General features: G+C 70.4%; 23 protein-coding genes. 15 read left to right on the top strand and 8 right to left on the bottom strand.

Annotation, left to right across the window (positions count from 1 at the left end; translation table 11 throughout):
• Nucleotides 1-42: 42 nt before the first annotated feature.
• Genes glpX through xseA form a run of 3 tightly spaced genes read right to left on the bottom strand, consistent with a single transcriptional unit; the run spans nt 43 to nt 2,550 of the window.
• On the bottom strand, nt 43-1,065 hold the full coding sequence (glpX, locus tag SPOPO_RS0100540; RefSeq protein WP_019872836.1) for a class II fructose-bisphosphatase: 1,023 nt from the start codon (nt 1,063-1,065) through the stop codon (nt 43-45).
• Entirely contained in the window at nt 1,062-1,313 is a 252-nt protein-coding gene (locus SPOPO_RS0100535) for an exodeoxyribonuclease VII small subunit (protein ID WP_019872835.1), read from the bottom strand. The genes glpX and SPOPO_RS0100535 overlap by 4 nt, the downstream gene beginning before the upstream one ends.
• A gap of 10 nt (nt 1,314-1,323) precedes the next feature.
• Complete coding sequence (gene xseA / locus SPOPO_RS0100530; protein WP_019872834.1) at nt 1,324-2,550, bottom strand: exodeoxyribonuclease VII large subunit; 1,227 nt, start codon at nt 2,548-2,550, stop codon at nt 1,324-1,326.
• A 186-nt stretch (nt 2,551-2,736) separates the two neighbouring features.
• On the opposite strand from xseA, the gene SPOPO_RS0100525 reads away from it, so the two are divergent.
• From SPOPO_RS0100525 to SPOPO_RS0100500, 6 genes are all read left to right on the top strand, one after another.
• Nucleotides 2,737-3,555, top strand: coding sequence for an ATP-binding cassette domain-containing protein (locus tag SPOPO_RS0100525; RefSeq protein ID WP_028984391.1), 819 nt, complete (start codon nt 2,737-2,739; stop codon nt 3,553-3,555).
• Between the two features lies 1 nt (nt 3,556).
• Nucleotides 3,557-4,327 (top strand): ABC transporter ATP-binding protein, encoded by a 771-nt coding sequence (locus SPOPO_RS0100520; protein ID WP_019872832.1) that lies wholly within the window; start codon nt 3,557-3,559, stop codon nt 4,325-4,327.
• 3 nt (nt 4,328-4,330) lie between these two features.
• The gene (locus tag SPOPO_RS0100515) at nt 4,331-5,209 is read left to right on the top strand and encodes a branched-chain amino acid ABC transporter permease (protein WP_019872831.1); all 879 of its coding nucleotides are present in this window, start codon (nt 4,331-4,333) and stop codon (nt 5,207-5,209) included.
• Nucleotides 5,202-6,386, top strand: coding sequence for a branched-chain amino acid ABC transporter permease (locus SPOPO_RS0100510; RefSeq protein ID WP_019872830.1), 1,185 nt, complete (start codon nt 5,202-5,204; stop codon nt 6,384-6,386). The genes SPOPO_RS0100515 and SPOPO_RS0100510 overlap by 8 nt, the downstream gene beginning before the upstream one ends.
• Before the next feature lie 5 nt (nt 6,387-6,391).
• Nucleotides 6,392-7,657: an ABC transporter substrate-binding protein gene (locus SPOPO_RS0100505; protein ID WP_019872829.1), complete on the top strand. Its 1,266-nt coding sequence runs from the start codon at nt 6,392-6,394 to the stop codon at nt 7,655-7,657.
• 118 nt (nt 7,658-7,775) lie between these two features.
• A complete protein-coding gene (locus SPOPO_RS0100500; RefSeq protein ID WP_028984390.1) occupies nt 7,776-8,924 on the top strand; it encodes an acyl-CoA dehydrogenase family protein in 1,149 nt (382 codons plus the stop codon).
• Nucleotides 8,925-9,096: 172 nt separating this feature from the next.
• Here the strand turns inward: SPOPO_RS0100500 and SPOPO_RS0100495 are convergent, their stop codons facing one another.
• Nucleotides 9,097-9,969, bottom strand: a complete 873-nt coding sequence (locus SPOPO_RS0100495; RefSeq protein ID WP_019872827.1) for a helix-turn-helix transcriptional regulator — start codon at nt 9,967-9,969, stop codon at nt 9,097-9,099.
• Between the two features lie 89 nt (nt 9,970-10,058).
• Nucleotides 10,059-10,520, bottom strand: coding sequence for an MmpS family transport accessory protein (locus SPOPO_RS32105; RefSeq protein WP_169577132.1), 462 nt, complete (start codon nt 10,518-10,520; stop codon nt 10,059-10,061).
• Between the two features lie 411 nt (nt 10,521-10,931).
• Here SPOPO_RS32105 and SPOPO_RS0100485 point away from each other — a divergent pair, with 411 nt between their 5' ends.
• From SPOPO_RS0100485 to SPOPO_RS34970, 4 genes are all read left to right on the top strand, one after another.
• Nucleotides 10,932-13,277 (top strand): copper oxidase, encoded by a 2,346-nt coding sequence (locus SPOPO_RS0100485; protein ID WP_211210821.1) that lies wholly within the window; start codon nt 10,932-10,934, stop codon nt 13,275-13,277.
• 94 nt (nt 13,278-13,371) lie between these two features.
• Nucleotides 13,372-14,490 (top strand): multicopper oxidase family protein, encoded by a 1,119-nt coding sequence (locus SPOPO_RS26620; protein ID WP_019872824.1) that lies wholly within the window; start codon nt 13,372-13,374, stop codon nt 14,488-14,490.
• Entirely contained in the window at nt 14,490-16,379 is a 1,890-nt protein-coding gene (locus tag SPOPO_RS0100475) for a copper resistance CopC/CopD family protein (protein WP_019872823.1), read from the top strand. Before SPOPO_RS26620 ends, SPOPO_RS0100475 begins: the two co-directional genes overlap by 1 nt.
• A gap of 50 nt (nt 16,380-16,429) precedes the next feature.
• The gene (locus tag SPOPO_RS34970; protein ID WP_211210820.1) at nt 16,430-17,071 is read left to right on the top strand and encodes a plastocyanin/azurin family copper-binding protein; all 642 of its coding nucleotides are present in this window, start codon (nt 16,430-16,432) and stop codon (nt 17,069-17,071) included.
• Between the two features lie 19 nt (nt 17,072-17,090).
• Here SPOPO_RS34970 and SPOPO_RS0100465 read toward each other — a convergent pair whose 3' ends face one another.
• Nucleotides 17,091-18,071, bottom strand: coding sequence for a 4-hydroxy-3-methylbut-2-enyl diphosphate reductase (locus tag SPOPO_RS0100465; protein ID WP_019872821.1), 981 nt, complete (start codon nt 18,069-18,071; stop codon nt 17,091-17,093).
• Nucleotides 18,072-18,097: 26 nt separating this feature from the next.
• Entirely contained in the window at nt 18,098-19,147 is a 1,050-nt protein-coding gene (locus SPOPO_RS0100460; RefSeq protein ID WP_019872820.1) for a DNA recombination protein RmuC, read from the bottom strand.
• 121 nt (nt 19,148-19,268) lie between these two features.
• Between SPOPO_RS0100460 and SPOPO_RS0100455 the strand changes: the two genes are divergently transcribed.
• The 4 genes from SPOPO_RS0100455 to SPOPO_RS0100440 all read left to right on the top strand — a co-directional run bounded on the left by SPOPO_RS0100455 (nt 19,269) and on the right by SPOPO_RS0100440 (nt 21,860).
• On the top strand, nt 19,269-20,144 hold the full coding sequence (locus SPOPO_RS0100455; RefSeq protein WP_051098248.1) for an SGNH/GDSL hydrolase family protein: 876 nt from the start codon (nt 19,269-19,271) through the stop codon (nt 20,142-20,144).
• An 11-nt stretch (nt 20,145-20,155) separates the two neighbouring features.
• A complete protein-coding gene (ychF, locus tag SPOPO_RS0100450; protein WP_019872818.1) occupies nt 20,156-21,241 on the top strand; it encodes a redox-regulated ATPase YchF in 1,086 nt (361 codons plus the stop codon).
• 206 nt (nt 21,242-21,447) lie between these two features.
• A complete protein-coding gene (locus tag SPOPO_RS0100445; RefSeq protein WP_019872817.1) occupies nt 21,448-21,669 on the top strand; it encodes an addiction module protein in 222 nt (73 codons plus the stop codon).
• Entirely contained in the window at nt 21,666-21,860 is a 195-nt protein-coding gene (locus tag SPOPO_RS0100440; RefSeq protein ID WP_019872816.1) for a type II toxin-antitoxin system RelE/ParE family toxin, read from the top strand. The genes SPOPO_RS0100445 and SPOPO_RS0100440 overlap by 4 nt, the downstream gene beginning before the upstream one ends.
• A 249-nt stretch (nt 21,861-22,109) precedes the next feature.
• Here SPOPO_RS0100440 and SPOPO_RS0100435 read toward each other — a convergent pair whose 3' ends face one another.
• Nucleotides 22,110-22,565, bottom strand: coding sequence for a hypothetical protein (locus tag SPOPO_RS0100435; RefSeq protein ID WP_019872815.1), 456 nt, complete (start codon nt 22,563-22,565; stop codon nt 22,110-22,112).
• A gap of 176 nt (nt 22,566-22,741) precedes the next feature.
• Between SPOPO_RS0100435 and SPOPO_RS0100430 the strand changes: the two genes are divergently transcribed.
• Nucleotides 22,742-23,206, top strand: coding sequence for a hypothetical protein (locus SPOPO_RS0100430; RefSeq protein WP_019872814.1), 465 nt, complete (start codon nt 22,742-22,744; stop codon nt 23,204-23,206).
• Nucleotides 23,207-23,222 lie beyond the last annotated feature (16 nt).

Here is a 23,222-nt window from a genome sequence, read left to right as displayed (position 1 = left end):
CGCAGAAATCGGCTGTGCCGGGACTGGGCCCAGGCGACGGAGCTAGTCGAAGTCGACCAGCGAGTAGTTCCGCAGCTTCGCCAGCAGGTGGGTGCTCTCGATCTTCCGGATCGTCCCGGACTTCGAGCGCATGACCAGCGAATGCGTCATCGCCGAGCCCGCGCGGTACCGGACGCCGCGGAGCAGCTCGCCGTCGGTGATGCCGGTCGCGACGAAGAAGCAGTTGTCGCCCCGGACCAGGTCGTCGGTCGTGAGCACCGCGTCGAGGTCGAGGCCGGCGTCGATCGCCTTCGCCCGCTCGTCGTCGTCGGTCGGCCACAGCCGGCCCTGGATCATGCCGCCGATGCACTTGATCGCGCAGGCCGCGATGATCCCCTCCGGGGTGCCGCCGACGCCCATCAGCAGGTCGACGCCGGTGCCCTCGGTGGCCGCCATGATCGCGCCGGCGACGTCGCCGTCGGTGAGGAACTTGATGCGGGCGCCGGTCTCGCGGATCTCGGCGGCCAGCTTCTGGTGCCGCTCGCGGTCGAGCAGGACGACCGTGACGTCGTGGACGTCGGAGTTCTTCGCCTTCGCGACCAGGCGGATGTTCTGCGCGACCGGAAGGCGGATGTCGACCAGGTCCGCGGCCTCGGGACCGGTGACGAGCTTGTCCATGTAGAACACCGCGGACGGGTCGTACATGGTCCCGCGCTCGGCGACGGCGAGGACCGAGAGCGCGTTGTTCATGCCCATCGCGGTCAGGCGGGTGCCGTCGATCGGGTCGACGGCGACGTCGCACTCCGGACCCGAGCCGTCCCCGACCTTCTCGCCGTTGAACAGCATGGGCGCCTCGTCCTTCTCGCCCTCGCCGATGACCACGACGCCGTTCATCGACACGGTGCCGATGAGCTGGCGCATCGCGTTCACGGCCACGCCGTCCGCGCCGTTCTTGTCGCCGCGGCCGACCCACCGGCCGGCGGCCATCGCGGCCGCCTCGGTCACCCGGACGAGCTCCAGGGCGAGGTTCCGGTCGGGGGCCTCCGTGCTGACCCGCAGGTCGGCGGGGATGTCGGACTCGGTCATCGCTGGTCCTCCTCGGCAGTCTTCGCAATCGCGGCGTCGAGTCGGGCGCGCGCCCCGTCGAGGCGGTCCCGGCAGACCGCGGCCAACTTCTCGCCGCGCTCCCACAGCGCCAGGGACTCCTCGAGCGTCAGATTTCCCGCTTCGAGCCTGGCGACGATCTCGGTGAGGGCGTCCCGGGCTGCTTCGTACCCCGGTTCGGCACCGAGTTCGTACCCAGGTTCCGAAGCAGGATCCTTCTTGGCCGCCATGACAAGAACCCTAGTGAGCGGCGGAACCCTCGGCTGCGGCGGTCGCGACGAGCGTGCCCCCGGCCAGGCGCAGCGCCAGCGCCTCACCCGCGGTGGCCTCGGCCGGATCGCGCAGCACACTGCCGTCCGCGCGCTGGACGATCGCGTACCCGCGCTCCAACGTCGCGGCGGGAGACAGGGCCCGCACACGCTCCTGGCGGTGCTGCAGGTCGTCGGTCGCCCGGTCGAGCAGGTGGCGCAGGCAGCGGCGGGCCCGGTCGCGGAGGTCGTCGACCTGCTGGGCGTGCCGGCGCAGCCCCGCGGCGGGGTCGGCGAGCACCGGGCGGCTGCACAGCCCCGCGAGGACCGCCTCCTCCCGGGTCAGCCGCGACTCGACCGCGCGGCGGGCCCGGCGGGCGAGGCCGTCGATCAGCGCCTGCTGCTCCGCGACGTCGGGGACGACGAGCTTGGCGGCGTCGGTCGGCGTCGAGGCGCGGACGTCGGCGACGAAGTCGACCAGCGGGTTGTCCTGCTCGTGCCCGATCGCGCTGACCACCGGGGTCCGGGCGGACGCGACCGCGCGCACGAGCGTCTCGTCCGAGAACGGCAGCAGGTCCTCGACGGACCCGCCCCCGCGCGCGAGCACGATGACCTCGATCTCGGGGTCGGCGTCGAGGGACGCAAGCGCGTCGAGGATCTCCGACACCGCGTACGGGCCCTGGACGGCGACCTCACGGACGTCGAACTCCACGGCCGGCCACCGGCGCCGCGCGTTGGTCAGGACGTCCCGCTCGGCGGCGCTCGCCCGCCCGCAGATCAGGCCCACGCGGTGCGGCAGGAACGGCAGCGGCCGCTTGCGGCGGGCGTCGAACAGCCCCTCGGCGGCCAGGACGCGGCGCAGGTGCTCCAACCGGGCCAGCAGCTCGCCGAGCCCGACGGTGCGGATCGCCTCGGCCGCGAACGACACCGATCCGCGCGGGACGTAGAAGCTCGGCCGGCCGAAGACGACGATCCGCGAGCCGTCCTCGACCGGCGGGACGACGTCGTCGAACAGCGCCCGGGAGCAGGTGACCTGGAGGCTGACGTCCGCGATGGGGTCGCGGAGAGTGACGAAGATCGTCGACGCGCCGGGGCGGCGGGTCACCTGCGTCACCTGGCCCTCGACCCAGACCCGCCCCAGCCGGGCGATCCACTGACCGATCAGGTGGGCGACGGTCCGCACCGGGACGGGCTTCTCCGCGGTGGTTTCCAGGGGCACCCGAACAGCCTAAGGCGGGGGTCGTTGCCGACCTGTTATCCCGCGCAATCCGGGACATTTGCGCCGGTCAGAGCGATGATCATGGTCTTACATCACGGTCCGGTTGCGGCCGCGCCAACTTTTGGGGGGTTGGATCGGCGCGGCCGTTGTGACTCCGGGTGGCGGGGCGCAAGGATGTGTCACGTGTTGCTCCAGGTGTCGGACCTCACAGTCCGTTACGGCCGAACCATCCAGGGCCTTGCCGATGTCGACGTCGACGTGCCCGAGGGGTCGGTGACGGCTGTCCTGGGCGCCAACGGGGCCGGGAAGTCGACGCTGCTGCGGGCGATCTCCGGCACGCTCCCGTTGCACCGCGGCAAGGTCGCGCAGGGCAAGGTCACCCTCGAGGGACGGGACATCACCCGGCTCGACCCGGCGGAGATCGTCGCCGCCGGCGTCGTCCAGGTGCCCGAGAACCGGCAGATCTTCGCCACGATGACCGTGGAGGAGAACCTGCGCGCCGGCGCGCTGATCGTGCCCAAGGACAAGCGCGGGCCGGCCCGGGACCGGGTCTACGAACTCTTCCCCCGGTTGCAGGAGCGCCGCACCCAGCGCGCGGGCCTGCTCTCCGGCGGTGAGCAGCAGATGCTGGCGATGGGCCGCGCGCTGATGTCGAGCCCGAAGCTCCTGCTGCTCGACGAGCCGTCCCTCGGCCTGGCGCCGAAGATGATCACCCTGATCGGCGAGATCATCGCCGAGATCAACGCGAGCGGCACCGCCGTCCTGCTCGTCGAGCAGAACGCCGCGATGGCCCTCAAGGTCGCGCAGAACGTCGTCGTGCTGGAGGTCGGCCGCCTCGCGCTGACCGGCACCGCCGCCCACGTCAAGGATTCGCCCGAGCTCGCCGCGCTCTACCTCGGCGGCCACGGCGACTCGCACGAGAGTGACGAACAGTCAGGTGACGCCGGGGCTGAGGCCTCGCGGACCCCCGTCGCCCGCCGGACGCTCTCGAAGTGGCAGGGCTGAGATGGTGACTCCCGCCCTCGCGGTCGACGGCCTCGCGCTCAGCTTCGGCGGCGTCAAGGCGCTCGACCAGGTTTCGTTCGCGGTCGCGCCCGGCACCATCCACGCGCTGATCGGCCCCAACGGCGCCGGCAAGTCGACGTGCTTCAACGTGATCTCCGGCGTCTACCGCGCCGACTCCGGCACGGTCTCGGTCAACGGCACCGACGTCACCGGCCTGCGGCCGCACCAGCTCGCGACCCGCGGGCTCGGCCGGTCGTTCCAGAACCTCGCGCTCTCGATGCACTCGACCGTGCTCGACAACGTCATGCTCGCTCGCCACTGCCGCACCCGCGGCGGGTTCCTCGCCGCCGGGGCGCGCTGGCCGTCGATGGTGGCCGAGCAGCGCAAGCACTCGGCCCGCGCGGTCGAGATCTGCGAGTTCCTCGGCATCGAACGACTGCTGCACGCCCCCGTCGGCGGTCTGTCGTACGGCGACGCGAAGCGCGTCGACCTCGCCCGCGCGCTCGCCACCGAGCCGGAGGTGCTGCTGCTCGACGAGCCGGCCGCCGGCATGAACGCGGGCGAGACCGCCGAGGTCGCCGAGCTGATCAAGGTCGTCCGTGAGGCGCTGGACATCTCGATCCTCCTCGTCGAGCACGACATGACGCTCGTCATGGGCGTCGCCGACCGCATCACGGTCCTCGACTTCGGGAAGGTCGTCGCGGACGGCCCGCCGGCCGAGGTGCGCAACGACCCGGAGGTCATCCGGGCCTACCTGGGAGAGCAGGACTAGCTGATGGAGACCTTCATCCAGGTCGTCGTCAACGGCCTCGGCAAGGGCGCGGTGTACGCACTGCTGGCCCTCGGGTTCGTGATCATCTTCAAGGCCAGCGGTGTCCTGAACTTCGCCCACGGCTCGTTCGTGCTTCTCGGCGGCTATGTCACCTACCGCACGCAGGAGGACCTCGGCTTCACCCTGTCGGCGATCCTCGGCGTGGCCACCGCCGGTCTCGGTGCGCTGATCATCGAGCGGGTGCTGGTGGCTCGACGGCCGCTGGCCGACCCGATCGCGCTGGCGCTGCTGACCATCGGCGTCGACGTGATCATGACCGAGGAGATCATCCGTCGCCTCGGTCTCGAGATTCCCTTCCTCGGCAGGCCCTACGACGGCAAGCCGATCAACGTGGGCGACGTGACGTTCTTCCGCACGCAACTGATCGCGATCGCGGTCGGCGCCGTCCTCGTGACCCTGTTCTTCCTCGCCTTCCGCTACACCGGCTGGGGCGTCGCGATGCGCGCCCAGGCCGAGAACCGCGAGGCGGCGGCACTCATGGGGATCCGCCGCGGGCGGGTCACCGCCACGGCGTGGATCATCGGTGGCGTCCTCGCGGGTGTCGCGGTGCTGTTCCTCGCGACGCAGGACTTCTCCGGCTCGGGTCTGTCCCGTGGCACGCACGCGATCGCGTTGGTGGCGTTCCCCGCTGCGATCATCGGCGGCCTCGACTCCACCGGCGGCGCGATCCTCGGGGGCGCGATCGTCGGCCTGACCGAGGCGCTCTCCGCCCAGTACGTCTCGTTCGAGTTCTCCAAGGTGGCCGTGTACTTCGTGATGCTCGCGGTCCTCATCGTCGCGCCGAGCGGCATCTTCGGCACCCGGGAGCGAACACGTGTCTGACGAGACCCTGACCGCCGACCCGCCGGCGGAGGCCGCGACGCATCGCGGTCGCGGCGGAGGCCTGGACGTGGCGACGCTGTTCCGCTGGGGCGTGCGGCTCGTCATCGCGATTCTCGTACTGACGCCGCCGTTCTACTTCGAGCCCTCGTGGTTGCGCGTCGGCCAGTACGTGATGATCGGCGCCGTCGGCGCCATCGGCCTCACGCTGCTGACCGGCCAGGCTGGGCAGCTGTCCCTGGCGCACCCGTTCTTCATGTTCGTCGGCGGCACCACGTACTGCGTGCTCGGCAGCGAGGACGCTCCCGGCAAGTTCGGGGTCGGTCTGCCCTCGCTGGTCGCACTGGTCGGCGCCATCGCCGTGACGGCCGCGCTGGGCATGGCCTTCGCTCCGGTCTCCGCGCGCGTCAAGGGCGTGTACCTGGGTGTCGCCACGCTGTCGCTCGTCTACGTCGGGCTGTACCTCGGGCAGCAGTGGACCTCGCTGTCCGGCGGTACCGCCAGCGGCCGTCCCTCGCCGGACCTGAACCTGTTCGGCCTGCACACGCTTCGGGCGGAGCCGGAGATCACGCTGTTCGGCACGGAGCTGGAGCGCGAGCACCGGGTGTGGTTCCTGTTCGCCCTCATCCTGCTGATCGCCTACCTGCTCGCGGTCGGTGCGGTGCGCAGCCGCCCGGGCCGGGCCTGGCGCGCGATCCGCGACAGCGAGTCCGCGGCGTCCGCGCTCGGCGTGAACGTCAAGCGGGTGCGCGCGGAGGCGTTCGCGATCTCCTCGGCCTACGCCGGCCTGGCCGGCGTCATGACCGTCATGTGGTACCGCCTGCTGAAGCCGGACGAGAGCGAGTTCGCCGGCACGTACAGCATCGTCGTCGCCATCGCGTTCCTCGCGATGATCCTGATCGGCGGGCTCGGTTCGGTGGGCGGCGCCATCGCCGGCGCGGCACTCGTGTTCGGGCTGCCCGGCGCGCTCACGCTGATGATCGGCGGCTCGGAGATGTTCGGCACCTCCGGCGCGCACGCGATCACCCCCACGATCTTCACGGCATTCGTCTACGGGGCTGCGATCATCCTGGTCGTCCTCTTCGAGCCCGGTGGCCTCGCAGCCCTGGGTCGCCGGCTGAAGATGACGTTCGCCCGAACGCAGCTTGGTTCCACGCTCCTGTCCCCGAAAGGAAGCTGAACTCGATGCGCAGATCCCTGAAGGTTCCTGCTCTGTTCCTGGCCGGGGCTCTCGCCCTCGCCGCCTGCGGCGGTGGTGACGACGAGGCCTCCTCCGACGGTGGGACCGGTGCCGACGGCGTCAAGGGTGGTCCCGGCATCACCGACGACGCCATCACCCTGGGCGTCATGACGGACCTGACCGGTCCGTTCAAGGACTTCAGCACCACGCTGCAGGCCGGCCACAAGATGTGGGTGGACGAGGTCAACGCCGCGGGCGGCGTCTGCAACCGGCAGATCAAGCTCGAGACGCTGGACCACGGCTACAAGGCCGACACGGCCACCATCCAGTTCCCCGACCTGGAGCCCAAGGTCGCGGGCTTCATGGAGCTCCTCGGATCGCCGGTCATCGCTGCGCTCAAGACCGACATCAACGACAAGCAGGTCACCACCATGGCGGTGTCCTGGAGCTCCGAACTGCTCGACCAGCCCTACGTGATCATCGTCGGCACCACCTACGACCTCGAGATGATCAACGGCCTCGACTACCTGCTCGAGAAGGGTGACATCAAGAAGGGCGACACCGTCGGACACATCTACATCGAGGGTGAGTACGGTGGCAACGGCCTTGCCGGTGCCCGCTACTTCGCCAAGGAGAACGACATCAAGCTCTCCGAGGCCAAGGTCACCTCGACCGACACCGACATGAAGAGCATCGTCACCAAGTTCAAGGGTGAGGGTGTCAAGGCCATCGCGCTGACGACCTCGCCGGCGCAGACCGCCTCGGCGGCCTCGAACAACGTCCAGCTCGGTCTGAACGTGCCGATGGTCGGCAACGGCCCGGTGTTCGCGCCGGCCCTGCTGGACACCCCGGCGGCGAACGCGCTGAGCAAGCTCTACGTCGTCGCCTCGGCCGTTCCGTACACCTCGCCGCTGCCCAAGGCCAAGGAGCTGGCCAAGCAGTTCGAGGAGGAGAACCCGGACATCAAGCCGAGCTTCACCGTGCAGTACGGCTACGCGCAGGGCCTGATCTGGGGTCAGATCCTCACCAAGGCCTGCGAGTCGAAGGACCTGAGCCGCGACGGCATCAACGCCGCGCTCAAGGCCAGCGACAACATCACCACCGAGAAGCTGGTCTCCGACCTCGACTTCTCGAAGCCCGGCTCGCCGTCCTCGCGTGACGTCTACATCGCGCAGGTCGACAAGGGCACCAAGGGTGGCCTGAAGCAGGTTCAGGGTCTGAAGGTCGGCAAGGACGCCAAGACCTACAAGGCTCCGCACGAGGGCATGTGATCCTGCTCCGCGGCTGAGCTGAGCTCCACGAGCTGATCCGGCGGCCGTCTCCCCCGATCGGGGGGAGGCGGCCGCCGGCCGTTTCCGGCCCCGGACCGGCAACGGTTATCGTCGCGGAATGGCTGTGGACCGCTTGCTCCCGACGGAAGAGGCGCGCGACCTGATCGCGCTGACCCGCGACTTCGCGGACAACGAGCTCGCCTCGCGGGTCGATGCCTGCGAGAAGAACGAGACTTACCCGGACGGCCTGTTCGCCAAGATGGCCGAGGTCGGGCTGCTGGGCCTGCCGTACCCGGAGGAGTGGGGCGGCGGCGGACAGCCGTACGAGGTCTACCTCCAGGTGCTCGAAGAGCTCGCCGCCCGCTGGGCCGCGGTCGCGGTCGCCACCAGCGTCCAGGCGCTCTCGATCCACCCCGTCTTCAAGTTCGGCACGCCCGCCCAGCAGGAGCGGTGGCTGCCGGACATGTGCGCCGGCAAGCTGATCGGCGGCTACAGCCTCTCCGAGCCCCAGGCGGGCTCGGACGCCGCGGCGCTGATCTGCAAGGCCGAGAAGACCGAGACCGGCTTCCGCGTCACCGGCACCAAGGCGTGGATCACCCACGGCGGCGTCGCCGACTACTACGCGCTGTTCGCCCGCACCGGCGAGGGCTCGCGCGGCATCTCCTGCTTCGTCGGGCCCGGCCAGGCCGAGGGCCTGTCGTTCGGCAAGCCCGAGGAGAAGATGGGCCTGCACGCGGTTCCGACCACGACCGCCTTCTACGACGGCGTCGAGCTCGAGGCGGACCGCCTGATCGGCGCCGAGGGCCAGGGGCTGGAGATCGCGTTCAGCGCCCTCGACGCCGGACGCCTCGGCATCGCCGCCTGCGCGACCGGGCTCGCCCAGGCCGCGCTCGACGCCGCCGTCGCGTACGCGAACGAGCGCACGACGTTCGGCCGCAAGATCGTCGACCACCAGGGCCTCGGGTTCCTGCTCGCCGACATGGCCGCCGCCGTCGACTCCGCCCGCGCGACCTACCTCGACGCGGCCCGCCGCCGCGACGCCGGCCGCCCGTACAGCCGCGCCGCCTCCGTCGCGAAGCTCGTCTGCACCGACGCCGCGATGAAGGTGACCACCGACGCCGTCCAGGTCTTCGGCGGCTACGGCTACACCCGGGACTTCCCGGTCGAGCGCTACATGCGCGAGGCCAAGATCATGCAGATCTTCGAGGGGACGAACCAGATCCAGCGCCTCGTCATCTCCCGCGGCCTCGCCTCTCCCTCCCGCTGACCCCCCGACCCCGCCCCGGCGCCCTGTCGGTAGAGGGTGTCACCCCTTGTCGACGGGGGCGATGTCGGTAAAGGGTGTCACCCCTTGTCGACGGGGGCGATGTCGGTAAAGGGTGTCACCCCTTGTCGACGGGGGGCGATGTCGGTAAAGGGTGTCACCCCTTGTCGACGGGTCAGGGGATGAGGCCGGCGCGGCGGGCGGCGGTGACGGCCTCGACACGGTTGCGGGCGCCCAGCTTGCGCATCGCGGCGTGGAGGTAGGACTTCACCGTCGACTCGCCGACGCCGAGGCGCTCGCCGGCCTCAGCGTTGGAGCAGCCGATCGCGACCTGGGTGATGACGTCCAGCTCGCGCGGGGTGAGGGTGACGACGCGCTCCGCCTCCTCCTCCTGCCCGGTGGTGCGCAGGGTGCCGGCGAGGCGGTGCATGAGGTCGTCGATGAGCTGACGGGTCGTCCCGCTCGCCGTGCTCCGGATCAGGCCGAGCTCGGCGTGGACGTCGCGGAGGCGCTGGTCGGCGCCGGGGGCCGGGGCCTGCATCGCGGAGGTGAGCTCGGCGAGGCGACGGTTCACCTCGGCGGTCACAGCGGCCTCGTACTCCATGCGCCGCGCGACGGCGACGGCGCGGTCCATGATGCGTTCGCTGATCAGCTCGGGGCGGCGCAGGCCCGCGTAGATGACGCCGGCCGCGCCCGCGCGGGACAGGATCGGCACCGCGAGGATCGCGTGCAGTCCCTCCTTCTTCACCGCTGCGTCGTAGTCGTGGGTGATGCCCCGGGCGGTGCTGTAGTCGCGCACGTGGATCGGACGCCCGACCGCCATGGCCTTGCCCCCGAGACCGCGGCCCAGCTCGACCTGGACGCCGCGAAGTGCCTCGGTCTTGGTTCCGACGAACGTGCTGAGAACGGCGGGGGAACCTTCACCGGCACGGGTGCCGCCGAAGGTGATCTCGGCGCCGGTGACCTGCTTGAGCTCGTACAGGTACGCCGCCAGCGTGGGGACCTCCGTGTGGAGCGTCCCCCTCGTGGATACGGCCGCAGATTGCATCCGGGCATTGTGCGATGCGCGTCACAAGGGAACAAGCACGGGGTGGGAACGAACCCGCTCGGTAGTTGCGGAGTTACTTCACGTGTCGGCTACTTCACGTACTCCGGCGGGATGCGGTGCGAGCAGGCGACGCCGGCGAAGCCGTCGGTGGCCACCTGTTGGGCGACCTGGACGCCGTCGACGAACATGCGGCACGACAGCGACCCGGCCCCGGTCGCCGCGCTGCGGACCTCCACGGCGGCGTACCCGCCGGACGGCCCGACCGGCAGCGTGATCGAGCTCTTCCACGGCAGCGGGACGTTGACCGCCTGCTCGGTGGCGTTCCGCTCGCCGGTCACCCACGTGATGACAGGCGCCGTCGCCGCCGCGGTCCCGGTGACCTCGTACAGCACCTCGTGGTTCACCGGGTCGGTACGCACCACTGGGTGCTGCGGCCCGTCGTCGCCGGAGAAGTAAGCCAGACCCGCGCCGAGGACCACGAGCAGCGCCGCGACGACGCCGCCGACGAGAACGAGTCGTCGGCGCGGTGGTGCGGTCTGAGTGAGCGTCACGTGGGAGTCCTTCCGGGCGGGGAACTCCATCGTGCGAGCGCGTTGAGTCCGGATCGCTTCGCCCGGATTAACGGCAGATCTCCGAGTCAGCACGTTTCCCGGCGTTGCGTCGCGCTCACGGTGCGATCAGTTCCCGGCAAATCTCAATTGATCTGGGCGTAACGCTTGGCGTCCTCTCAGGAAATCCCAAACCGCCGTAATCAGGTCAGCACAGCGCCTTCGGAAGAAATGCCCGCCAACCCGGATGCACCTGAGCTTGTCGCAGAAGCACCCCCGGACCTCGGAGCCCAACGGCGGGCTACCCAGCGCCGGTCCACATGAAGGAGACAACGAATGCGCTCAGCAGGCAGGCGCAAAGTCCCCTCCTTGCTGACCCTCACGGGTCGGCCGGGAGTGGGACGGTCGGTGGCCGTGTCCGCGGCCCTGGCCATGACCATGATCGGCGTCGCGCCCGGTGCGGTCGCCTCGACGGAGGAGTCCCCGGTCGCCGCCGCGCCCGCGGCCGCCCCCGTCGCGGCGCCGCCCGTTGCCTTCGGCCCCCAGCCGGCGTTGTTCACGCTGCGGGACGACCAGGGCAAGTGGTTCGACACCGGCACGGACATCTTCGGCACGCAGTCGCTCGCGGTCGCGGAGATGCCGACGCTCAACCCGGGAGGTGTGCTGGGTAGCTCGGTCGGCGATGTCGTCGGCAACACCGCCAGCGTCATCGGCAAGGGCGCGCTCTCGGGCGCGGACCTCGCCGAGGTCATGAACCTCGACATGGCGGAGCAGGTCCACAACGTCCGGGCGGACGGGGCGAACTCGCCCACCTACGCCGACCTCGGCGTCGACGTGGCCAAGCTGCTCAATCTCGACACCGTGCGCAAGACGGCGGCGCAGCTCCTGCCCGCCGGCGACGCGCGGCTCGGCGAGCTCGACGTCCTGATCCGGGAGTTCGTCTCCGAGGCCTCCGCGGCCCCGGCCGACAAGCCCCTCGACATGATGAAGAGCCCGGCGGGTTCGAAGCTGATGAACCTCACCAAGGGGATCCGCGCCGCCGACTCGGCGCTCCTCCCGGTGACCATCAACTTCAACGTCGGGGCGGAGAACACCGACACGGCGCACATGGCGTCGGCCATCATTTGGCCTGACGGTGCCTCAGGTATGCCGTTCGACCAGGCCGGTGCCTGGATCGGCGACCGCACCGTCGAGCTCACCCAGCCCGGCCTGTACGCGTTCGCCTGCAAGGTGCACCCGTACATGCTCGGCGCCGTCGCGGTCGACGACCCGCTCACCCCGGGTGTCGACTTCGGCAACAAGCTCCACGTCAAGAGCCGTGGCATGAACGTTCCGTCCTACGCGAACATCGTGTGGCAGCTCGTCCAGAAGTTCTTCGTGATCACCAACCCGGGTAACTGGCAGCACTACAGCGACACCGAGGCCACGACCTGGGACCCGGGCTTCGCGCCCGCCCCGCTGCTGACGTTCGACTCGTCGGGCTCCCCGCAGCTGGTTCTGCTCGAGACCTACATGAAGGACCTCTTCTCCTTCCCGTCGACGCTCCCGAAGGCGGGCGTCAAGCCGGCCACCCCGGGCGTCGGTGAGGTCTGGTTCGACACTCAGATGGAGAAGTACGCCGGCAAGACCAAGTCCGGCGCCGCGACGATGCTGAACGCGTCGACCTGGGAGATCGAGCGCAAGATCGCCGCTCCCGAGATCAACATGAACAACCCGCACAACATGTGGACGGACAAGAACGAGAAGTACATCTACCAGACGGAGTGGTTCAGCAACATGCTGGACGTCTTCGACCGGAAGACGGGCAAGCTCGTTCGCCGCATCGAGGTCGGCCCCGGCCCGACGCACGTCATGAGCCGGACCGACACCGACCAGCTGCACGTCGCCCTCGGCGGCGGTGGCGCGGTCATGGAGGTCGCCCCGGGCGGTACCCGCATCGACCGTCGTCTCCCCGTGGGGACCCCGGACGAGCTGGTTGCTCACCCGCACGCGCACTGGATGTCCGGCAACGCCAAGTGGATGGCCACGCCCAACGTGAACCTCTACAACGCGTCGCTCGTCAACATCAAGAAGGGCACCTTCGTCCACAAGCAGACGGGTGAGTTCCCGATCGCCACGGGCATGAACCCGACCGGCACCAAGACCTACATGGCCGACTTCCTCGGTGCTTCGATCTCCTGCTTCTCCAACGAGAAGGCAGCGTGCATCGCGGACGACGGCTCCAAGGTCGACTACAAGAAGATCGACCTCTGGAGCGAGTACGACCCCTACTCCGGCCCCGCCGGCAACTGGGGCGGCCTCGGTATCCAGATCGCGGTCGCGCCGGACAACTCCGGCATCATCAACGCCAACACCCTGACGTCGAACCTCACGATCCTGGACCCGAAGACGGACAAGATCGTGGCCTGGCTGCCCTGCCACGCGGGCTGCCACGGTGTGAACTTCGGCGCCAAGAAGGGCGGCGGCTACTACGGCTACGTCACCAGCAAGTTCGCGAACGTCATCGATGTCATCGACATCGACCCGAACGGTGACGGCAGCCCGGCCGACGCGGCGGTGGTGGGAACGCTCCTGGCGGACTCCACCTCCGCGACGCAGATGGACGACGCGATCGCCGACTGGAACGGCTTCGGCGGTCAGGGCGTCATGACGATCCCGCTCGCTTACGAGGGCTGGGTCCAGCGGGCTCCGAAGAACGCGGTCAACAACCAGCTGACCTGCAAGCAGCGGAACCCGGTCAAGTACAAGAGCAAGTGCTGACAGGCCGTCAGGTCATAACGCACTGACCACCCGGACCGGGGGGCGCGTTACGCGCCCCCCGGCTCCGGCCTTTCTCCCCCCGGAAAGGGATTGCATGTCGAACCACCACGCTCGAGGCCGCCACACCCGCCCCCGCCGGCGCTCGTCGACCGCACTGAGCACCGCGCTCGTGCTGGTCGCTCTGGGCACGTTGCCGGCCCTGGCGCGCTTCGTCCCCGAGTCCGACCACGGCCGGGCCACCGTCGCGCAGTCGGCGGTGTCCGCACCCGACGCGGCTCCCGCCGCCCCGGCGGCGCCGCAGACCTCGCAGGAGGCGGTCGACCTCGGTGACGGGACGACGCTCGCGCCGTGGGAGCTCGTCGGGGACCAGAAGGTCTTCCGCCTCACTCTCGCCCCCAAGAAGCAGCGCACCGCCGAAGGTCTCGTCAAGGACGGCCTGGCGGTGAACGGCTCGATCCCCGCGCCGACGATCCGCGTCAACCAGGGGGACAAGCTCAAGATCGTCGTCATCAACAAGATGAAGGAGGGCTCCTCGATCCACTGGCACGGCATGGACCTGCCCAACGAGCAGGACGGCGTGCCGGGCATCACGCAGGGAGTCATCCATCCCGGCAAGGAGCACGTCTACGAGTGGACGGCGATCAGCGCCGGGACGCACTGGTACCACTCGCACATGCACGGCGATCAGGAGGGCCGCGGCGTCTTCGGCGGTCTCTACGTCGTCCCGCCGGTCGGCGACATCGCCTCGGACCGCGACTACACGATGATCTTCTCCGACGGGGCGCTCGGCTTCGTCATCAACGGCAAGGCGTTCCCGGAGACCAAGCGGCTCGCGGCCCGTGTGGGTGAGCGCGTCCGCATCCGGATCATCGGCGCCGGGCCGGAGTTTCTCCACTCGATCCACCTGCACCTCGGGTTCTTCGAGGTCGTGGCGCAGGACGGCAACAAGCTGCCGTTGCCCTACAAGGCCGACACCGTCGTGCTCGGCGTGGGGCAGACCTACGACCTGCTGTGGGTCCCGACGCGCACCGGCGCGTGGATGATGCACTGCCACATCTTCAGCCACTCCGAGACGGCCGCCGGCATGACCGGTATGGCGACGCTGTTCGACGTCGCCGAGGCGAACCCCGTGACGGTTCCTCACGTCCCGGGCGTCGGGGACACCGCGGCAGCGAAGCCCGTCGGACGGATCGACTTCGAACCGGGTCACTGATGGTTCGTGCCTCCCGGAGAACATCCGCCCTCGCCCCCTGGCGATGTCTCGCCGCGGCGGTCGCCGTCGCCCTGCTGAGCGGTCTCGCGCTGCTCGGCCTGGCGGCGCCCGCCGCGGCGCACGCGAGCCTGATCGGCACCACTCCGCGGCCGGACCAGGTTCTGGCCGCGGCACCGAAGACCGTGTCGCTGACGTTCAGCGACGCGATCGACCTCAAGACCGCCCTCGTGCAGGTACTCGAGCCCAGCGGTGCCCCGCTGGCCGTGGGCGACCCGGTGCACGTGGCGGCCAACCCGAACACCCTGGAGGTGACGCTCCCGGCCGAGCTCGCGCAGGGAACCCGCACCGTGCTGTATCGGGTGGTGTCCGCGGACGGCCACCCGCTGCAGGGCTCGTTCCGGTTCAGCGTCGGCGTCGCGACCGCGTCGGCGACCCCGGACGCGCTGGTCTCCGACGGCGGCGCGCTCGGGCTGTACCTGGGCATCGCGCGCTGGGTCGCCTTCGTCGGCCTCGCGCTCGCGGTCGGGACGCTGCTGCTCGTCGTCCTCGCCTGGCCCGGAGGCCTCGGCGTGCCGGCGGCGCGGCGGATGATCTGGTACGGCCTCGGGGCGCTCGCCGGCGCCTCGGCGGCGAGCCTGCTCCTGTACGGCCCCTACGTGCAGGGGACCGGGCTCTCCGGCGTCGCGAGCAGCCTTGACTACGGCATCTCGACGCGCATCGGCACCTTGCTCCTCGTCCGCCTCGCGCTGGTCGCGGTGGTGGTCGTCGCGCTCGCGCTGTGGCTGCGCCGGGCGCGGGAGTCGGGCCGCGCCGGCGGTGCGGGCCCGGTGGCCGCGACGCTGATCGGGGGAGGGGCGCTCGCGCTGACGTGGAGCCTCGCCACCCACAGCGCCGAGGGCAGCCGGTTCGTCACGCTGCCCGTCGACCTCGTGCACATGATGGCGATGAGCGCCTGGCTCGGCGGCATGCCGGCACTGCTCGTCCTGCTGCTGAAGGTGAAGGACTCCGCGGCGCTCACGAAGGCTGTGCCGATGTTCTCACGGACGGCGACGATCTGCGTGATCGCGCTCGTGGCCACCGGAGTTCTCCAGGCCTGGCGCCAGGTCGGGTCGGCGGATGCGCTGACGTCCACGACCTACGGCGACTGGCTCCTGGTCAAGGTCGGCCTCGTCCTCGGCATCGTCGCCCTCGGCGGGTTCGCCCGGTGGTGGGCGACTCCGCGCCTGGTGGCCGCGCACGCGGTCCCCGAGGGGCGGGGGTCCCGGCGAGCGGGCGTCACCACGGCGCGTTCCGCGGCCGTGGAGGCGGGCTCGGCCCGGCTCGGCCGCGTGGTCGCGCTGGAGACCAGCCTCGGTGCCGTCGTCCTCGCGGTGACGGCGACGCTGGTCGCGACCCAGCCGGCCGAGGCGGCGCACGAGGCCGCGCTGGCCGCGCACTCCTCGGCGAGCACGAACCGCGCGCTGCTCGCCGCCTCGCCGGCCGACTTGACGATCGGGTTCCGGCTGGCGAAGCCGGCCCCGGGCGCCGAGCCGGTGGCGTTCCGGGAGGCGTTGGCGGTCCCGGAGGGTCCCGCCAAGGGCCGTGGGTTCGTCCAGGCCGTCATCAGCCCGGCCTTCGGCGGGCTGCCGAATGAGTTGCACGTCTCGGTCACCGACGACCAGGGACGTCCCCTACCCGTCGGATCGGTCCTCGTGGACCTGCGCACCGTCGGCGGGACGCAGGAACGGTCCAGCCAGAGCCCCCTGAGCAGCAGTGGCCAGGGCCACTTCTTCAGCGCCTTCACCGTCCCGCGCGCGGGTCAGTGGGAGCTGGGGATCACGGTCCGGGACGTGAACGGCACGGAGGCGCTGGTGATCGTGCCGTTCGAGGCCCAGGTGATGGGCGCATGAGCAGGACGACCATGACTGACGCACCATCAGAAACGATGAGGAGAATTCCGATGCGCACTCGCAGGTACACGCAGCTTCCCTGGACGCGGGGAGTCGCCGTGTCGGCGCTGGTCCTGGGGCTGGTCGCGGTCGGCCCCTCCGGCGCCGGGGCGCAGGAGGGACGGGCGTCGGCGGGCTCGCACGAGGTGAGCCAGAAGAACCTCCAGTTCAACCCGTTCGAGATGACCGTCGCGGTGGGCGACACCGTCCACTGGACCAACAACGAGCTGGACCAGACGATCCACAGCGTCGTGCAGCAGGGCGGGGCGGAGATCAACTCCCCGGACATCCCGCCGGGGGCCCACTTCGAGTGGACCTTCACCCAGCCCGCCGACTACACGCTGACGTGCCGGTTCCACCCGGACATGTTCATGACGATGCACGTCGTCGAGGCCAAGGCCGCCAAGCCTGCGAAGGGGGCCAAGGGCGGGAAGGCGCCGGGCAAGTCCACCGGGAAGTCGGCGGACAAGAAGGCGGGCGACAAGAAGGCGGGCGGCAAGAAGGGCGACAAGACCAAGAAGCCCACCGCGCCGCCGGTGAACCACGACGCTCACGCGGAGTCGGCGAAGAAGTCGATCCCGGCCCCGCCCCCGGGCCCGCCGGAGTCGACGATCCCGGGTGTCGGCGGTCTGCCGATCTCGCCGGAGCGGTGAGCTAGTACCTGAGGAGCAGTCAGGCGCCGGGGTGGCGCTGCTCCTTCATCCCCCGCAGTTCCTTCGGGAGGCTGAAGAGCAGCGTCTCCTCGGCGGACCGCACTTCCTCGACGTCGCCGAAGCCGCGCTCGGCGAGGTACTCCAGCAGACCGCGGACGAGGACCTCGGGCACCGAGGCGCCGCTGCTGACGCCGATGGTGCTGACGCCGTCCAACCACGTCTCGTCGACCTCGCCGGCGTGGTCGACCAGGTGCGCGTCCTTCGCCCCGTACTCGCGGGCGACCTCGACCAGGCGCACCGAGTTCGAGGAGTTGCGCGAACCGACGACGAGGAACAGGTCGCACTGGCCGGCCATCTGCTTCACCGCGACCTGACGGTTCTGGGTGGCGTAGCAGATGTCGTCGCTCGGCGGGTCGACGAGCGCGGGGAAGCGCTCGCGCAGCTTGCCGACGGTCGCGACGGTCTCGTCGACCGAGAGGGTCGTCTGCGAGAGCCAGACGACGTGCTCGGGGTTGCGGACCCGGACGTTCTGAACGTCGTCGGGGCCGTCGACGAGGTGGATGTGCTCGGGGGCCTCGCCGGAGGTGCCGATGACCTCCTCATGGCCCTCGTGGCCGATCAGGAGGATGTCGTAGTCCTGCGCCGCGAACCGGCGGGCCTCGTTGTGGACCTTGGTGACCAACGGGCAGGTCGCGTCGATCGTCCGTAGGGACCGCTCCGCGGCCTCGGCGTGCACCACCGGTGCGACGCCGTGGGCCGAGAAGACGACGAGCGAACCCTCGGGCACCTCGTCGGTCTCGTCGACGAAGATCGCGCCGCGCTCGCGCAGCGTCGCGACCACGTGCTGGTTGTGGACGATCTCCTTGCGCACGTAGACCGGAGCGCCGTGGAGTTCCAGGGCCTTCTCGACGGTCTGCACGGCGCGGTCGACGCCCGCGCAGTAGCCCCGCGGGGCGGCCAGGAGGACGCGGCGGCGGGCGGGGGCGGCGGGAGCGGTCACCCCTCCACTCTAGGTCGCGAGCGAGATCACGGCCGCAGCAACTCCGGTGCGGTGAGCGGCCGGGCGCACGCGTCGACCCCGCGCGGCGCGGGGAGGTCGTCACCCACGACCCGCAGTTCCTGCAGGCGGCGGGCGGTGACGAGCACCCGGCTCTCCAGGGATCCGGCGGCGGCGTTGTAGTCCGCGACCGCGCGGTTGAGCGAGCGGCCCAGGCGGTCGACGTGCTCGCCCATCGTCGCCAGGCGGGCGTGGAGCTCCCGGCCGAGGTCGAACACCTCGCGGGCGTGGGTGGTCAGGCTGTCCTGCTGCCAGCTCCACGCGACGGTGCGCAGCATCGCGACCAGCGTCGTCGGCGTGGCGATGATCACGCGGGCGCCGAGCGCGTGCTCCAGCAACGCGGGGTCGCGTTCGAGCGCGGGGGACAGGAACGCCTCGCCGGGCAGGAACAGCACCACGAACTCGGGGCTGCCGGCCACGCTGCGCCAGTACTCCTTACCCGCGAGCTGGTCGACGTGGGTACGCAGCGCCCGGGCGTGAGCGCGCAGGCGCTCCTCGCGGCGGGTTTCGTCCGGCGCCGCGGCCGCCTCCAGGTAGGCGGCGAGGGAGACCTTGGCGTCGACGACGATCGTGCGCCCGCCGGTGAGCCGGACCACCAGGTCCGGCCGGAGCGTGCCGCCGGCGGTGGCGGTGCTGACCTGCTCGGTGAAGTCGCAGTGCGGGGCCATGCCGGCCAGCTCCACAACCCGGCGCAGCTGCAGCTCGCCCCACCGGCCGCGGGTCTGCGGGGCACGCAGGGCGGTGAGCAGTTCTCCCGTCCGCATCGCGAGGGCCTCGGTCGCCTCCCGCGTCATGCTCACCTGCTGGGTGAGCGCCCCGTACGCGCCGGCGCGGGCGAGTTCGAGCTCCCGGAGGCGGACCTCCAGCCGGCCGAGGGTGTCGTCGAGCTCCCCCGGCGGCACGGGGCGGCCGCCGGGGTCCGCTCGGCCGGCTCGGTCGGCGAGCCGGACGGCCACGGTGACGCCCAGGACGGCGCCCAGCACGAGTCCCAGGAGGAACACCGATCCCAGTTCGATCATGCGTCACACGATGCCGGGGACCACCGACAGTTCGGTCTCGATCACGTCTGGTGCGTCCCGATTCGCCCGGACTAGGGTTCCCGCAGGCCCGGGGGAGGCCGCGGGTTGGGGGACTCGGGCGATGACAGCACGTTCGGCGAAACCGCGTTCGTTGGTGGTCGCCACGGTGACGGCGTTGCTCGCCGTCCTGGCCCCGCCCGCGGTGGCGGCCGCGGTGCCGGAGATGCCCGCGCCGCAGCGCGTCACCGCCGCCGCGCTCGGGGACTCGATCACCCGCGGCTTCAACGCGTGCGGGTTCTACCGCGACTGCCCGAAGCGGTCGTGGAGCACCGGCGGCGACTCGTCCGTCCGCAGCCACGCCCAGCGGCTGCAGGACGCGACCGGCGTGCGGATCCGGGCGGTCAACCTGGCCCGCAGCGGGGCCCGTGCGGCCGCGCTGGCCGACCAGGCGGCGCAGGCCGTCGAGGCCGGGGCGCGGTACGTGACGGTCGAGATCGGCGCGAACGACGTCTGCGTCGCCTCCGAGGACCGGATGACGCCGGTGGAGGAGTACCGCGCCTCGATCCGCGCGGGCCTGGAGGTCCTGCGCTCGGGGGCTCCGCAGGCGCGGGTACTGGTGGCGAGCATCCCGGACGTCGGCCGGCTGTGGGAGATCGGCAAGGGCCGCTGGCAGGTCCGTCAGGTGTGGAGCCGGCTCGACGTCTGCCCGTCGATGCTCGCGCATCCCACATCCGAGCGCCGGGAGGACGTCGAGCGCCGCGAGCGCGTCCGGACGCGGGTGAAGCAGTTCAACGCGGTGCTCGAGGCCGAGTGCGCCGCGTACGGGCCGCAGTGCCGCTACGACGGCGGGGCCGTGTTCCGGGCCCGGTTTCAACTCGGCCAGGTCAGCAAGTGGGACTTCTTCCACCCGAGCACCTCCGGCCAGCGCCTGCTGGCGGAGGTGAGCTGGAAGGCGGGGTTCTTCGCGGCCGAACCGGTCCGGACCGGCGGTGCGTAGACTCCCGCCACGTGAGTCTCACCATCGGGATCGTCGGCCTGCCCAACGTCGGCAAGTCCACCCTCTTCAACGCCCTGACCAAGAACGACGTGCTCGCGGCGAACTACCCGTTCGCGACGATCGAGCCGAACGTCGGCGTCGTGGGCGTCCCGGACGACCGGCTGGCCAAGCTGGCGGAGATCTTCGGTTCGGCCAAGATCATTCCCGCCACCGTGAGCTTCGTCGACATCGCCGGCATCGTGAAGGGTGCCTCCGAGGGCCAGGGCCTCGGCAACAAGTTCCTCGCGAACATCCGTGAGTCCGACGCGATCTGCCAGGTGATCCGGGTCTTCAACGACCCCGACGTCGTCCACGTCGACGGCGTCGTGTCGCCGAAGGCCGACATGGAGACGATCAACACCGAGCTGATCCTCGCCGACCTCCAGACGATCGAGAAGGTCCTGCCGCGCCTGCAGAAGGAGACGCGGCTCTCGAAGGACCTGGCGAAGGCGAACGCCGCGACCCTCGACGCCGTCCTGGCCGCGCAGGAGGTCCTGAACTCCGGGCGCACCATCTACTCCGCGGGCCTCGACCCCGCGCCCCTGCGCGAGCTTCACCTCCTGACGGCGAAGCCGTTCCTCTACGTCTTCAACATGGACTCCGGCGAGCTCGGCGACGAGGCCCTCAAGTCCGAGCTGCGTGACCTGGTCGCCCCGAGCGAGGCGATCTTCCTCGACGCGAAGATCGAGTCCGAGCTCATCGAGCTCGACGAGGACGAGGCCCTCGAGCTGCTCCAGTCCACGGGTCAGGAGGAGTCGGGCCTGAACCTGCTCGCCCGCGTCGGCTTCGCGACCCTCGGCCTGCAGACCTATCTGACGGCGGGTCCGAAAGAAGCCCGGGCCTGGACCATCCACCAGGGCGACACCGCCCCCGAGGCCGCCGGCGTCATCCACTCCGACTTCCAGCGCGGCTTCATCAAGGCCGAGGTCGTCGCCTTCGACGACCTCGTCGCCGCCGGCTCCATGGCCGAGGCCAAAGCCCGCGGCCAGGTCCGCATCGAGGGCAAGGACTACGTCATGCGCGACGGCGACGTCGTCGAGTTCAGGTTCAACGTTTAGTCCCGGTCTAACGTCGGGGCCCCCTTACGTCAGCGAAACTGGTCGCTATAGCGACCGATCTCGCTGACGTTACGACTGGAATCGGCTGCCCTACGGTCTGGTCGGTGGACACCGACGCCTTCGTCGCTAGCGTCAAGACTGCCGAACAGTGGGCGCGAAGCACTGGATCGGCCGCTGAGGTCGTGAGCTCGGAGTAGCCTGGGCCCATGGTGAACCCCGCCCTGCGGTCAGCGATCGATGCCATGAGCGTCGATGAGCGGCTGGAGCTCGTCGAGTACATCGAGAGCACCGTCGAAGCGTCACCGATCTCGGTGAGCGAGGAGCAGAAGGCGGCCATCCGGTCCCGTGCCGCAGAGCTGGCAGCGGACCCTTCGAATGGCCTGACCCGCGAAGAGCTCGATGCCAGGATCGGCGAGCGCTGGAAGTGACGGGCCGTCGCCTGGTCTTTCGCCCGGGCGTGGCGGGAGACCTCGCCGAGATCCTGGACTACTACGGAAGCCGCGACCCGGGTCTGCCCGCACGATTCCGCGCCCGGCTGGCCGAACAGTTCGATCGGCTCGAGTCGTTCCCCGAGTCCGGCGTCTCGATCAGGATCAGATCCTGGTGCTGGCTGTGGTGAGCTACCGCTGCGACCCGGCGTCGGTCGAAGGAGCCGTCTCGCGGCGATCCGCGGAGCCACCGATCCAGGGGTAGTCCGCCGAGTTCGTGATGTTGTTCGGCGACGAGACTGTGTGGAGTTCCGCTTCAACGTCTGACTCGCCTTACCGTCCGAGGAATAGCGCGCTATGACGCGCAATTCCTCGGACGATAGGGGGATCCGTCGCCCTCCGGGCGCCGCGTCCTGAGCAAACCCTCGACGACGTTGAGGTCAGCCGAGGACGGTCTTGCAGGACTGGCAGAACCGGACGGCCATGAGACCCGAGCCGTCGGTCGCCATCACGGGGTTGCCGCTGATCAGCTGCTCGATCGCGTTCGGAGTGTTCTCGATCCGGCCCCAGCCCTCGAACAGACCGGTGGAGTCCGGGTTCTCGCCGCTCACCTTGCAGACGCCGCCGGGGAGGTGGGCGGTCGATCCGGTGACCTGGCCGTAGGAGGAGTACGTGACGGTCGCGGGGCCGAGCCAGAGCTCACCGGCGCGGGCGCGGGTGCGGGCCTGCGCGGCGGCGCTGGTCACGGGCGTACGGGCGCCCCCGCCGGAGCTGCCGCCGGAGCTGCGGGGCCGGGCGGCGGCCGGGGTGATCAGGCCGGCGCGTTCGGCCTGCCGGCGGCAGACGACGTCGCGGCAGTCGGAACGGTCGTGGGAACGGCATCGGTACGCAGGCACCGCGTGAGCTTAACCAAGACGCCGCAGCGCCGTCGGCTGCCCTCCGCCCCACTGAGCGACACAGTTGCAACAGCAGAGGCGACGCCGCGGCCGATCCTCGCCACTTTCGTTGCAACCCTGTCGCTCACTGGGGCGGCGGGGTGCGCGGGGACGAGATGAGCACCACAATCGGGGCCATGCCGACTGTCGTGGATTTCGTGAACGTCTCGACCGCGGGGCTGGAGTCGTCGCCGGTGGCGGAGGCGCTGGCGGGGCTGCGGGCGAACGAGGCGCGGTACTTCCAGAACAAGTACGGGCACGAGTTCGCGACCGAGCCGGCGGCGAAGGCGAAGAAGGCGATCGCGTACGTGCACCAGATCCTGAAGGACGAGCGCGACATCGTGATCGGCTCCCAGCCGCTGGAGGCGACCTCGTTCGAGGTCGAGGGGATGCGCTGGACGTACGTCTTCTACGAGTCGGGTCTGTCGATCAACGTGCTCTACACGCTGGAGCCGGGCGGGAAGCGGGCCGTCGGGTTCAAGCTCTCCGACGGCATGGAGGTCCCGGCCGAGCTCGCGGACACGTTCAAGTTCGCCCGCCAGAAGTCGAAGCTCGCCGGGACGATCCGCGGGTCGTACTTCGTCATCAAGGGTGAGTACTGAGGAACGTCCTAGGGTG

The organism is Sporichthya polymorpha DSM 43042 (genome assembly GCF_000384115.1).
Lineage (GTDB): Bacteria > Actinomycetota > Actinomycetes > Sporichthyales > Sporichthyaceae > Sporichthya > Sporichthya polymorpha.
The sequence above is the reverse complement of the archived record's forward strand: the minus strand, read 5'-3'. Positions and strand labels throughout refer to the sequence as shown.